The 12,238-nt window shown below is 54.9% G+C and carries 11 protein-coding genes and 1 riboswitch; of the genes, 3 read left to right on the forward strand and 8 right to left on the reverse strand.

The features are described 5' to 3' along the window. Positions 1–21: 21 nt before the first annotated feature. The 5 genes from thiD to AOB54_04650 form a co-directional block, all read right to left on the reverse strand. Entirely contained in the window at positions 22–945 is a 924-nt protein-coding gene (thiD, locus tag AOB54_04630; GenBank protein WVN42661.1) for a bifunctional hydroxymethylpyrimidine kinase/phosphomethylpyrimidine kinase, read from the reverse strand. Beyond that, a riboswitch (TPP riboswitch) is annotated at positions 946–1,047 on the reverse strand. A 140-nt stretch (positions 1,048–1,187) separates the two neighbouring features. Continuing rightward, a complete protein-coding gene (locus AOB54_04635; protein WVN42662.1) occupies positions 1,188–3,284 on the reverse strand; it encodes a sodium:solute symporter family protein in 2,097 nt (698 codons plus the stop codon). A 2-nt stretch (positions 3,285–3,286) separates the two neighbouring features. Beyond that, on the reverse strand, positions 3,287–3,550 hold the full coding sequence (locus AOB54_04640; protein WVN42663.1) for a DUF4212 domain-containing protein: 264 nt from the start codon (positions 3,548–3,550) through the stop codon (positions 3,287–3,289). A 117-nt stretch (positions 3,551–3,667) separates the two neighbouring features. Further along, positions 3,668–4,264 carry a tetratricopeptide repeat protein gene (locus AOB54_04645; protein ID WVN42664.1) on the reverse strand — a complete coding sequence of 199 codons (597 nt, stop codon included), beginning with the start codon at positions 4,262–4,264 and terminating at the stop codon, positions 3,668–3,670. A 1-nt stretch (position 4,265) separates the two neighbouring features. Next, on the reverse strand, positions 4,266–4,592 hold the full coding sequence (locus AOB54_04650; GenBank protein ID WVN42665.1) for a hypothetical protein: 327 nt from the start codon (positions 4,590–4,592) through the stop codon (positions 4,266–4,268). 100 nt (positions 4,593–4,692) lie between these two features. Between AOB54_04650 and AOB54_04655 the strand changes: the two genes are divergently transcribed. From AOB54_04655 to AOB54_04665, 3 genes are read left to right on the forward strand one after another with little or no spacing between them, the layout of a single operon-like run. Next, positions 4,693–6,192: a DUF294 nucleotidyltransferase-like domain-containing protein gene (locus AOB54_04655; GenBank protein ID WVN42666.1), complete on the forward strand. Its 1,500-nt coding sequence runs from the start codon at positions 4,693–4,695 to the stop codon at positions 6,190–6,192. 13 nt (positions 6,193–6,205) lie between these two features. Beyond that, complete coding sequence (locus tag AOB54_04660; GenBank protein ID WVN42667.1) at positions 6,206–8,035, forward strand: putative nucleotidyltransferase substrate binding domain-containing protein; 1,830 nt, start codon at positions 6,206–6,208, stop codon at positions 8,033–8,035. Beyond that, positions 8,032–8,679, forward strand: a complete 648-nt coding sequence (locus AOB54_04665; GenBank protein WVN42668.1) for a 3'-5' exonuclease — start codon at positions 8,032–8,034, stop codon at positions 8,677–8,679. Before AOB54_04660 ends, AOB54_04665 begins: the two co-directional genes overlap by 4 nt. Positions 8,680–8,722: 43 nt before the next feature. Here AOB54_04665 and AOB54_04670 read toward each other — a convergent pair whose 3' ends face one another. From AOB54_04670 to AOB54_04680, 3 genes are all read right to left on the reverse strand, one after another. Then, positions 8,723–10,450: a cation acetate symporter gene (locus tag AOB54_04670; GenBank protein ID WVN42669.1), complete on the reverse strand. Its 1,728-nt coding sequence runs from the start codon at positions 10,448–10,450 to the stop codon at positions 8,723–8,725. Beyond that, entirely contained in the window at positions 10,447–10,761 is a 315-nt protein-coding gene (locus AOB54_04675; GenBank protein ID WVN42670.1) for a DUF485 domain-containing protein, read from the reverse strand. Before AOB54_04675 ends, AOB54_04670 begins: the two co-directional genes overlap by 4 nt. A gap of 152 nt (positions 10,762–10,913) precedes the next feature. Next, on the reverse strand, positions 10,914–12,200 hold the full coding sequence (locus tag AOB54_04680; protein WVN42671.1) for a putative Na+/H+ antiporter: 1,287 nt from the start codon (positions 12,198–12,200) through the stop codon (positions 10,914–10,916). Positions 12,201–12,238: the final 38 nt, after the last annotated feature.

The raw sequence follows: 12,238 nt of genomic DNA on the forward strand, positions 1-12,238 counted from the left end.
CCTGTTATTTTGTTATGGGTGTCAGACACCGGGGTTAGCGGTGTCTGACACCGTGTTTAAAAGCTGCATGGGCTGTGGGTCAAAACTATGGTTCACCGGGCCGTGGCCTGTTTCAGGGTGCAGGCCCAACTGCATATCCACGGCCGCTTCAATCGCCTGCCGAACATAATCTTGCGCACCTTTGACGGCAGTCTTTAGCGGATAGCCTTGTGCCAAAAAGCAGGCTATGGCAGACGATAGCGTGCATCCTGTGCCATGTAGATTTCGGGTGGTAATTTTGCGGTGTTCGATTTCGGTGACTTGGCCAATCGTTCCCAGCGAAGCGCCGGGTGCCGACTCAAAGAGCACATCCACGATATTGGGCTGATCCAAATGGCCCCCTTTGATGAGTACCGCTTTGGCCCCCATTTTTAATAGCGCTGTGGCGGCCGCTGCGAATTCCTGTGGCCGCGTCACCGGCTGACCAATCAATAAAGAAAGTTCATCCAGATTGGGTGTGATCACGCTGGCCAGTGGGAATAAAGATTGAACCAGGCGTTCTTGTGTGGAGGGTGTAATGAGTGCATCGCCACTGGTGGCCACCATGACCGGGTCGAGCACCACATGGGGTGGGGCAAAGCGCTTTAACCGGTCTGCCACGATCGCGACGATTTCTGGTGAATGCAGCATGCCAATCTTGACGGCATCGGCTCCGATGTCTTCAAAGACCGCGTCTAACTGCTGCCCAAGAAATTCTGGGTCTGGCGCATGGATGGCCCGAACCCCTTGGGTGTTCTGGGCGGTAAGGGCCGTGATGGCCGACAGACCATAGCAGCCCAGGGCGGCAAAGGTCTTTAAGTCCGCCTGAATGCCTGCGCCGCCACCGCTATCGGAGCCAGCAATCGTCAGAATTTTTCGGGGTGTGCCCAAGTGTTTTCGCTTTTCCAAAAATATCAAGCGAGCCATGGGCTTGAGAGAAGGCTTTCCTACGCCGGTACCAGCCGGATCAGGTTCAAGGGTATGTCTCAGACGCGCCACCACTGGGCGGCGTCACCCCTAGCTCTAGGGCCAATCTTAGCGCAGAAGCATAAAAAAAGCCCGCTGGGGATCAGCGGGCTGTCTTGCGAGAAGGGGCGCTAAAGGGGTTAGCGCCTGGCTTCTGGAACCCCCCCCAGACAGCCCGAAGGCCGCCTGGGGCTTGGTACGGCTTACTTCGCCATCTTCAGATCAGGATAGCGAACCGATTCCACCAACTCCTGAACCTGACGGTTCGGGGCAGGTGTGATCAGGCTGACCACGATCATGACGATAAAGCCGGCGGGCATACCGAAGGTGGCGGCCGAGATTGCAGCAATCTCAAACCACTCACCGGTGATGGGTGCCGAGCGCGGAATACCCAAAAACACTTCGCGCAGCCATGGCTGGTTGATCACCATGTAGTAGAAGGTGACACCAATACCGACCAACATACCCAGGCTTGCAGCGATACCCGTGGTGCGCTTCCAGAAGATGCCAAGCACCAGTGCCGGGAAGAAGCCAGCAGCGGCAAACGAGAAGGCTGCACCCACCAGGAACAGGATGTCTGCAGGTTTCTGTTGTGCCACCAGGGCTGCCAACACGGCAATGATCAGGAGCATCGATTTGGACAGCAGCACACGACGTGCCACCGGTGCCGACGGATCGATCATCTTGTAGTAGATGTCGTGGGACAAGGCGTTGGCCATGGTCAGCAGCAGACCGTCAGCGGTGGATAGTGCAGCAGCCAAACCACCAGCTGCAACCAAGCCGGAGATCACATAGGGCAGGCCTGCGATTTCTGGGGTTGCCAGAACCACAATGTCTGCACCAATCGAGATCTCTGCCAACTGCACAATGCCGTCTTTGTTAAGGTCAACCACCGACAACAGTCCCGGGTCTACCCGTGTCCAGTTGGCCACCCAGGCCGGGAGCGCTGAATAGGCGGATCCCACCACGTCGTTGTAGACCACAAACTTCACCAGTACAGCCAGCGCAGGCGCTGAGAAGTACAGCAAGAAGATGAAGAACAACGACCAGGTCACCGAGTTACGTGCCTCACGAACCGATGGTGTCGTGTAGAAACGCATCAGGATGTGTGGCAGTGCAGCCGTACCGACCATCAGACAGAAAATCAGCGCCAGGAAGTTCTTGCGCGCTTTGTTCCGAGCAGCTTCGTCTTTGCCAGGGAATGCCTCTGCGTGGGGCAGTGGTGGCGCTGCGCGGGCAGCACCAGCCTTAGCCTTGTTCAGGTTCGCGGCATAGGCTTTTTCATCGGCGGGGAACTTGGCCAGCGCTTCTTCTGCAGCCTTGATGGCGGCAGCGTCTTGCGCTTTTGCACCCTTCAGATCAGCAACGGTCTTTTCTAGCGCAGCTTTTTCAGCCTTGTAGAACTCGGCCGGGGCTTTGAGCTTCTCGGTTGCAGCAGCAGCACGGTCTTTAAAGATCTGACGAACTTCTTGCTCTTTTGGATCTGCCGTCAGTTTCTTTTCGAGCTCGGTCACCTTTTGCAGTTGCTGGCCATAGACCAACTGGGGAACAGGAATACCGGTTTGTTTCACCGATAGCCAGACCAGCGGAATCATGTAAGCAATGATCAAGATGATGTACTGGGCCACCTGTGTCCAGGTCACCGCCTTCATGCCACCCAGGAATGAGCAGACCAGAATACCGGCAAGGCCCAGGAACACACCGACTTCAAAGGTCACACCCGTGAGACGGGTGGTGATCAGGCCCACACCGTAGATCTGCGCCACCACATAGGTGAAGGAACAGAGAATGGCGATACAGACCCCAATGAATCGGGGAAGGTTGCCGCCGTATCGTGCGCCCAAGAAGTCTGGAATCGTGAACTGACCAAACTTACGCAAGAAGGGAGCCAGGAACACGGCCACCAGCACGTAACCACCGGTCCAGCCCATGATGAAGGCCAGGCCCGAGTAGCCCTGCAAGTACAGACCACCGGCCATACCGATAAACGATGCAGCCGACATCCAGTCGGCGCCCGTCGCCATCCCGTTGAATACAGCGGGAACGCGGCGGCCGGCGACGTAGTATTCGTCGGCGTCGTTGGTGCGGCTCATGATACCGATACCGGCATAGAGCAGGATGGTTGCAGCCAGGAACACATAGCCCATCACTTCACGTGATAGACCCATTTGCTCGGCGATACCCAGCAGGATCACGAATACCGCGAAACCACCGGTGTAAAAGCCATAGACCTTTTTCAGCTGGTTGGTAAACGCCGTCTGAGATTGGGCCGGAGCGGCGATTGGATTGTTAGAAGCCATGATTAGTCGTCCTCCGCTTCAGCCACGCCGAACTCTTTGTCCATCTTGTTCATCGATCGGGCGTAATACCAGATGATCAGAACATAGATGATCAACGAGCCTTGTGCTCCCATATAGAAAGCAAAGGGCCAGCCGAAAAAGTTAAAAGAAAGTTCGCGAGCATAAAAACTCACGACGTACGTGACGACGAACCAGAGTGCGAGCAGCAGGGCTGTCTTTCTCAGAAGCGCCGACCAATACTGTTGGTGCTTTTCTGTTAATTGCATCAAAGTCCTCCTAAAGGAAGTGTTTTTGGTACTGCTTTCTTATACGGTTTGTCCCACCGTTTCTTACTATCAATTCTTTTCAGGCGCTGGATTCCATCGACTGCTTCAGCGCACGTTTTATTTGCGGTATTTGGAAAAGGGATCTTCAACGCCTGCTTCTACCCCGGTTTCACGCTGTAGTTGCACGGCAAGCTGGGGCTCAAATTTGTGTAGTTTTTTGACCAGCTTGATGCAGGCCTTTTCGTCGCCCAGCTTGTGATGCAGGGCAGCGAGTTGGTAATAGCCATAGGGGCTCATGGGCTGCAGATCGATTGTTCGTTGTAGTGCTGCTTTGGCCTCTTCGGGGCGATCCAGCGCCATCAGGGATAGGGCCCGCCCGTAGTGGGCACGGTCCATTTTTTCTTCAAAACGAATGGCCATGTCAAAGCAACGCAGCGCCTCTTCGTGGTCTTCACGTTTTTGAATCAAGAAGCCTAAGTTGAACCAGGCGGCCGAGTAACCGGGGTCGACCTCGAGCGCTTTACGCAACAGGATTTCGGCTTCTAGGTTTTTGTTTTGCTCTGCTTTGCAGTGGGCTGCGGTTGTGAAGGGTTTGGGGTCTTTGGGCCGAAGCAGGGCCATCTTGATCCAGTAATCGGCGGCGATTTCGTACTGCTTGATCAGCATTGCGAAGTCGGCGATCCGGCTGTAGTACCAGGCGTTAATGAATTTCATCTCATGCCCCTTGACCAATCAACATGCTGAACTTCAGGTAGGACATAAAGAGCCATACCCAGAAAACGAGCATCAGAGCCACAACAGGTACATGCCTGTCAGCCACTTTGTTGGGGGTGATCACACGGACAACTTTGACGACTGGGGAGGTCACCAGACGGAACATCTTGTAAACGCCGTTGGCTTCGTGTTTGCCAAAGCTCAATAAGTAGACCAAGCCTTGTCCAATGAGTAGTAGGCCGACGAATTCGGCGAGCCCTTTCAGAACAACTACGGTTCCTAGCAAACTTGTCCCCTTAAATGTGCTGCGAACTGCTTTGTTTTTCACACCTTTTGGACTTTGATCCCCAAAGCCAGAGGTGGTCTAATTCTTGTATGGGACGGACGATAGCCCGTCACTTTTTTGATGTCTACCTAGGGAAACAACTGTGTCTAATGCAACGCAACATGACTTGACCGAATTAGCGATGGATACGAGGGTTGGACAACTTGTCCGCAAGTCCCCCCTGGTCTGTTTGCCTGCAACACCCTTGCAGCAAGTCTTCGAGGCCATGGAGCGGGAAAAGGCGGGTTCCATGCTGGTGGCCGACGAGTCAGGGGCGATCCAGGGCATCTTGACGCGCTATGACCTGATTAAGCGGATTTTGCTGCCTCAATTGCCGCTTTCCACGCCGATTAGCCAGGTCATGAGTACGGGTATTAAGACCATTGATGCGGATAGCGGGGCCCTAGAAGCCATGCTGATGATGGCCAGATTCCGGGTTCGCCATCTGCCAGTGCTGCAGCATGGTTTCTTGGTTGGCATGGTCTCGGAGCGGGACTTATTTAATTTTCAACGCTCCAGTCTTCGGATTTTGTCGGCAACGGTGGAGCAGGCCGAGACCATCGCCGATCTAAAGCTCTGCGCCACAGAGGTGCTCTCGCTGGCTCGGCGGCTGATGGCCCAGGGGGTGGCGGCAACCTCTCTGGCCCGACTGGTGAGTCACCTAAACGATGGCATGACCCGCCGTGTGATTGCCATTGTGGAGCAGCAGATGGCGGCAGAGCTTGGCCCCTTGCCCCCGTGGAGCTGGCTGGCACTGGGGTCCGAAGGCCGGGAAGAGCAGACGGTTGCCACGGACCAGGACAACGCCATTATTTTTGAGGGAGATGGGCCCACCCATCGCGAGAAATTTAAAAAGTTCGCGACAGCGGTGAACAATGGCCTTGCCGAAATCGGCTTTCCGCTGTGCAAGGGCGGAGTCATGGCCATGAACGACAAGTGGTGCCGCAGTGTGGATGAATGGCATGCGCTTTTGGTGGATTGGTTTCGCTCGCCCCAGCCCGAAGCCCTTTTAGACGCCAATATCTTTTTTGATTTCCGTGGGCTGTATGGCGAGACCCGCTTGGCCGATAGCCTGCGGTCCTGGCTGTCCCAGCAGGTATCCGATCAGGGATTGTTTTTGCGATCGCTTGCCCAAGACGCCATGCGAGACGAGGTGGGCAAGCTTGGCCGGAATTCGGTGGCCATTAGCATTGCCCGTGCACTTCGTAAGCGCGGCTACCTGATGGAGTGGTTGGCCCCATCCACACTTGAAATGAAACGCAGTGGCACGGCCCCTGTGGTCTATTTCGCGCGGGTGTTGGCCTTGGCCAAGGGCGTGAGCGCCACATCCACCGATGAGCGATTAAAAGTCTTGGTGGATAAGCGGGCCATGTCGGAATCGGAATCGCATCAGATGCGCGATGCGTTTAACGTATTGCAGCGCTATCGGTTAAGGGCCCAGCTGGCCTACGCCACCCGCGCGGCCCAAAGCGATCAGGGCGACTTGTCTCCGAACATCTTGAACTTAGATGAGCTAAGTTCCCATGAGATTGAGCGGTTGTCCGAGGCGCTCTCAACGCTATCCGGCCTGCGGGCCCGGTTAGAGATGGATTTTCTGCGCTAGCTGGGGGGTCGTTATGCCGAGTGCATTTAATTTTTCGGCCTCGCCGTTTGATTGCCTAACGCGCGAAGAGCAGCAGTTGGTCAGCAACAGCGTGGATGTGACGTACTTTCGGCCAGGCGAGATCATTCTGGACGTGGGCGCGGTGCCGACACATCTGTATGTGGTGATCAAGGGCTATGTTCAGCAGATCGAAGATGGTGAAGAGGTCCGTGTCTACGGGCCAGACGATTCTTTTGACGGTCGGGGCTTGGTTGCCGGCAAAGTCTCCAATCAATTTGTGGCCATGGAAGAGGTGGTGGCCTATCAACTCTCTAAGGCAGCCGTCAATGAGTTGATTTCGAGCAACAGTACCTTTGGGGCTTTGTTATTCGAGGATCTCTTTAAAAAGCTCAATGCTTTATCCGAGCGTCGAAGCCAGCACGAGCTTCACACACTGAGCATGGCCAGGGTAGATCAGGCATTTCTGCGGCCAGCGGTTTTCGTCGATACGGCAGAAAATGTTCGTGCCGTTGCAGAGATCTTCGATCGCATCAGAACCAATACGGTCTTGGTTCAGGACAACACTGGGCCGACTCCTCGTCTGGGTATCTTTACTCTGCGTAACCTAAGCCGAGCCATTTTGGATGGCACGCCACTGGATCAGCTTGCCGTGGGCAGACTCGCCCGCTGGGGCCTGGTGAAGATCAAGCCCACAGACCATGTCTACGATGCGCTGGCCACTATGGTTCGGCACAAAGTCACCCGCGTGGTGGTGATGGATGGGGATAAGGTCGTGGGTCTTTTGGAGCAGGTCGATCTGTTGAGTTTTCTCACCAATAGTTCGTCTTTGATCGTGCAGCGTATTTTGCAGGCCCAGTCGCTGGATCAACTGCACCAGGCCGCCAACGAAATCACCCGGTTGGTTGCGTTACTCCATCGCAACGGCACCCGTGTGGGCATGATTGCCAAGCTTGTGCAGGAGTTAAATGCCACCTTGTTTGACCGCACCTGGAGCCTGATTGCCAGCCCGGAATTACGTGCCAACAGCTGTCTTTTTGTGATGGGCAGCGAGGGCAGGGGTGAACAGTTACTGAAGACCGACCAAGACAATGGGTTGATTATTCGAGACGGCCACCCCGATCTGATCAAAGAAGCAGAGATTTCTTGTGAGCGTTTTTCAAGGGCGCTTTCCCAGTTTGGCTACCCCGAGTGTCCTGGGAAAATTATGGTGAACAATCCGCAGTGGTGCTTAACCCTCACGCAGTTTTCAACGCGTGTCCGTGACTGGTTGGTTCAGCCAACGCCCGAGGGCTTAATGGATTTGGCGATCTTTATCGATGCCCATTCGGTGAGCGGTGATGCGGAGCTCTTGAAAGCAGTGAAAGAGGGCTTGTTTGAAGCGCTGCTTGATAACGACTTTTTTCTTGCGCGTTTTGCTGCATCGATTGACGCCTTTTCAACCGAGTCGGGCTGGTGGAACCGGCTTTTGCAGATGGGGGACAAGGGGCCTGAGACCTTAAATCTTAAGAAGGCAGGAATATTCGCGATTGTTCATGGTGTGCGTAGTCTGGCGCTTGAACACCGACTCGCCGAGACATCGACACTGGATCGGCTAGAGCGGCTTGTCGAGTTGGGCAAGCTTCCCCGCGACACCGCCACGCACTTGATTGAGAGTCTGCATTTTCTGATGGGCCTGCGGCTTAAAGAGGGCCTGCGTCAGATCGAGACCCAACACACCGTGACGGGTGAGATTGATATGCGCGGCTTGTCGGCGCTTGAGCGCGATCTGCTGAAAGACAGCTTGAACGAAGTGAAAAAGTTTAAGGCGCTCTTGCGGCAGCATTTTCATCTCGAGGCTGCATGAGTCGATCGCAAGGCGGGCTGATGCAGTCGCTCAGTCAAAAGTGGATGCGGATGCGCTTGTCAGACCCGCACTATCAGTTTTTGTTCGAACCGCCGCCAGAGCAGGAATGGGTCTGTCTGGATACCGAGACCACTGGCCTGAATGTCGCGACTGAGGAGATTATCGCGATTGGCGCAGTCCGCATTGTGGGCAATCGAATCCTGACCAGTGAACGACTTGAGCTGCTGGTGCGACCCGAGAAAAAAATCTCAGCGGGGGCGGTGAAAGTACACAGAATTCGCGAGCAGGATCTATCTGCTGGGCTTGCGCCCGAAGAGGCGATGGCGCGCCTGCTGGCGTTTATTGGTAGCCGGCCCCTGGTGGGGTATTTCCTTGAGTTCGACGAGGCAATGGTCAATAAGACGTTGCGCAAAATGATTGGCATTGGATTGCCGCAGCCGAAAATTGAAGTATCGTCGATGTATTATGAATTTAAGACCAAACAACTGCCAGACCATCTGCGCGAGTTCACCCAGATCGATTTGCGGTTTGCCTCGATGATGCGCGATCTGGGGCTGCCCCTGCGGGATGCGCATGACGCAATTAACGATGCGGTGATGACGGCCATGGCTTTTATCAAGCTGCGAAATTTATTAGCTGCATAAAAAACCAGGCCCGCAAGCCTGGTTTTTTTTAGCGAGATATCGTTTAATGCCCCGACGCCCCCGAGGCACCCAGCCCTGTTTCTGAACGAACTTGCTGGGCTTCGAACGCTTCGCGCTCTTTCGCTGCCTGTGCGCTGTTGTCGAGTTTCGAGAAAATGTAGATCGACGCAAACGCAATGGTCATGGAAAAAAGCGCGGGTGACGTGTAAGGAAAGAGTGCTGATCCTTTTGGATTGCCAAAGACGGCCTCCCACACCGACGGCGATACCACGGTGAGCGCCACTGAAGAGACTAGTCCGGCAAAGCCACCGATCACGGCACCCTTGGTCGTGCAATCCTTCCATAGTACCGACATAAAGAGCACGGGGAAGTTTGCCGATGCGGCAATCGCAAAGGCGAGCGACACCATGAACGCAATGTTCTGTTTCTCAAATGTGATTCCCAGCAGCACCGCGATTACACCGAGCGTTAGGGTGGTTAGCCGTGAGACGCGCAACTCGGCCTTGGTATCGGCTTTGCCCTGCTTAAAGACTGTGGCGTAAAGATCGTGTGAGACCGCCGATGCACCTGAGAGCGTGAGACCCGCGACCACCGCCAAAATCGTGGCAAAAGCAACGGCTGAGATGAAGCCATAAAACACATCCCCGCCCACCGATTTGGCAACGAGCACAGCAGCCATGTTGGCTGTGCCCGCGCCGCCTTTGATAATGCCTTTGGCTGTGTCGGCAAATTCTGGATTGGTCAGCACCAGGGTAATGGCGCCAAATCCGATAATGAAAATCAGCACGTAGAAGTAGCCGATCCAAGTGGTGGCCCAGAAGACTGACTTTCGCGCCTCTTTGGCGTCCGGCACTGTGAAAAAGCGCATCAAGATGTGGGGCAGGCCAGCAGTGCCAAACATCAGTGCCATGCCAAACGAGATCGCTGATATGGGGTCTTTTACAAAACCCCCGGGGTTCATGATCGAGCCGCCAATTTTCGCCGCTTCTTCGGCGGTCTTGCCGGCGTTAAGTTGAATGGCGGTTTTGACTTCGACTCCCTTGGCAAACAGCGCCTCTGGGCTAAATCCATACTGTGCCATGACCATAATGGCCATAAAGGTCACGCCAGACAGCAGCAGGCAGGCCTTGATGATCTGCACCCAGGTTGTGGCCGTCATGCCACCAAAGAGCACGTAGATCATCATGAGTGCGCCAACGATCACCACCGCCACCCAATACTCCAGGCCGAAGAGCAGTTTGATCAGTTGGCCTGCGCCGACCATCTGGGCAATGAGATAAAAGGCCACCACGACCAAGGTGCCCGAGGCTGCAAAGGCCCGGATCGGGGTTTGTTTGAAACGATAACCAGCCACATCGGCAAAGGTGAATTTACCCAGGTTGCGAAGCCGCTCGGCCATTAAAAAGGTGATGACTGGCCAGCCCACCAAAAAGCCGATGGAATAAATCAGCCCGTCATAGCCATTGGCCATGACGGCAGCGGAGATCCCCAAAAACGAAGCCGCCGACATGTAGTCGCCTGCGATCGCCAATCCATTTTGAAAGCCAGTGATCCCCCCGCCCGCCGTATAAAAATCGGCTGCGGATTTGGTGCGGGCCGCCGCCCATTTTGTGATCCACAGTGTTGCCAGTACAAAGGCGGCAAACATACCGATGGCTGTCCAGTTGGTGGCCTGTTTGGCTGCCTCGCCAACATCGCCACCAGCGGCAAAGGCCGCGCCTGAGATCGTTAAAAAAACAAGGGCAGTGAAAATGTTTTTGTTGGAAATCATTTTTTTCCGCCTTCTTTTTTTAGAATTTCTGCGGTCAAGGCATCAAATTCACTATTGGCCCGGCGCACGTAAATACCAGTGATGACTACGGTAAAGATAATCACACCCATGCCAATGGGGATGCCAAGCGTGGTCACTCCCTCACCGAGTCTGGTGGACAAGAATTCTTTGTTAAACGCGATCAGCGCGATGTACCCGTAGTAGACGACCATCATTAAGATGGTCAGTGTCCACCCGAAACTACTGCGTTTGCGTTTTAATTCGTGATACTGCGGATTGGATTTAATCCGCGCAACGATGTCGTCGCTCATTGGTCATCTCCCTGTGGTGGCGATCCGATTGGGTCGGATACTTGTTTATGCTGCACTGCCACTATACGAAAGGTTCTCGGCCTTAGCGTTAAGAGAAAATGATTTTTGTCAAACTTTGTGTGCGAAAACTTTTGAGTAGTTGGGCTGGCTGATCACCAGAGGGTGAGCGGAAATAGCTGAAAGCACAGGATTGCGACCACCGTCGGCCCAGCTGCCGCAGCAAGCAGGCCCAGCGGATTAATGTTCTGGTCTGAGAACCGGTGCCGCAGAATCGATGCGCCCGCCGGGTTGGGCGCATTGGCAATGATGGTCAATCCGCCACCGGTCACCGCACCAGCCACCAGTGCATATTTGAACTCTTCACTCAGGCCTTCCACCAGCGAGCCAAGGTAAGTCAATGCGGCGTTGTCAGTAACCGCTGTGAGTGCGGTGGCGCCGTAGTACACGGATGTTGGGCTCATGCCTGAGAGCAGGGGCTGAAGCCACCAAGACTGCAGCCCACCCAGCACCACCAAGCCAGCCAAAAAGAACGCGACCATCAGTCCCTCGCGCAGGATAAGCCGTTGCTGGTATTGCGGATAGGCGGTGGCGATGCCCATGAAGACCAAGAAAATTCCAAGAAAAATTGGGGGGTGGTGGGCAAACAGCACAATGCCAGCAATCATGAGCATGTGAATGACAATCACACTTTTCGGCACCGAAGTTACCGTGGACTCCAGGTTGGTGATTTCTTTTTGAATCTGATCGCCCGCTGATTTCAAATAAGGGCGAAAGAGTGCGGTGACCACCGCGCCGTTGATGAGCACAGCTATTGCAGTCTTCCAGCCGAAGTGGGACAGCATGTACGCTGTGTCCCACTGCCATTTTGCCGCCACCATCAGTACGGGTGGCGCAGCAAAGTGGGTCAGCGTGCCACCGATCGACACGTTTACAAATAGAACCCCAAGGGTGGCGTACTTAAACGCGGTCGACGCGTTGGCCAGAAAGTATCGCAAGAGCATGAGCGCGGCCAGTGTCATAGCAGCGGGCTCGGTAATTAGTGAGCCCATGAGCGGGACCAGGGTCAACAGCAAGAAGTACCGGGAAACCCCTAGGTTAAGCGGCATGGCTTTGGCCACGACTTCCACCATGGAGCCCGCGACCTGCATGACCGGTCGGCTTGCGGCCACCACCATAATGGCAAATACAAACAGCGGTTCGGTGTAGTTGCGGCTGTCGGCATAGCCCACGGCTTTATCGAAACCCTCGGCGTACATCAGCCAGGCAAACAAGACAATTGACCAAAACCCAAAGACTGCCTCGACTTCGCCAAGCAGGTGAAAAACGCCGTGGTGGGCGGGGTAGCGGTGGGCGAGGCGTTCGAAGAGCTTGGCCGAAAAGGTGTGCAACACCGCAATGGCGAATATTGCGGCGGCAACGTACTGAGTGGTTTCCGACATGCTCCCCCCTTGTTGTGCTGGACTGTGGTCCGGCCGGT

Origin of the sequence: beta proteobacterium MWH-UniP1, assembly GCA_036362785.1 — a bacterium.
In the GTDB taxonomy this organism is placed as follows: domain Bacteria; phylum Pseudomonadota; class Gammaproteobacteria; order Burkholderiales; family Burkholderiaceae_A; genus Lacustribacter.

Excerpts from the sequence above, each read along its gene's own strand:
- thiD (WVN42661.1), bottom strand. The coding sequence starts at position 945 with ATGGCTCGCTTGATATTTTTGGAAAAGCGAAAACACTTGGGCACACCC.
- AOB54_04635 (WVN42662.1), bottom strand. The coding sequence starts at position 3,284 with ATGGCTTCTAACAATCCAATCGCCGCTCCGGCCCAATCTCAGACGGCG.
- AOB54_04640 (WVN42663.1), bottom strand. The coding sequence starts at position 3,550 with ATGCAATTAACAGAAAAGCACCAACAGTATTGGTCGGCGCTTCTGAGA.
- AOB54_04645 (WVN42664.1), bottom strand. The coding sequence starts at position 4,264 with ATGAAATTCATTAACGCCTGGTACTACAGCCGGATCGCCGACTTCGCA.
- AOB54_04660 (WVN42667.1), top strand. The coding sequence starts at position 6,206 with ATGCCGAGTGCATTTAATTTTTCGGCCTCGCCGTTTGATTGCCTAACG.
- AOB54_04665 (WVN42668.1), top strand. The coding sequence starts at position 8,032 with ATGAGTCGATCGCAAGGCGGGCTGATGCAGTCGCTCAGTCAAAAGTGG.
- AOB54_04670 (WVN42669.1), bottom strand. The coding sequence starts at position 10,450 with ATGATTTCCAACAAAAACATTTTCACTGCCCTTGTTTTTTTAACGATC.
- AOB54_04675 (WVN42670.1), bottom strand. The coding sequence starts at position 10,761 with ATGAGCGACGACATCGTTGCGCGGATTAAATCCAATCCGCAGTATCAC.
- AOB54_04680 (WVN42671.1), bottom strand. The coding sequence starts at position 12,200 with ATGTCGGAAACCACTCAGTACGTTGCCGCCGCAATATTCGCCATTGCG.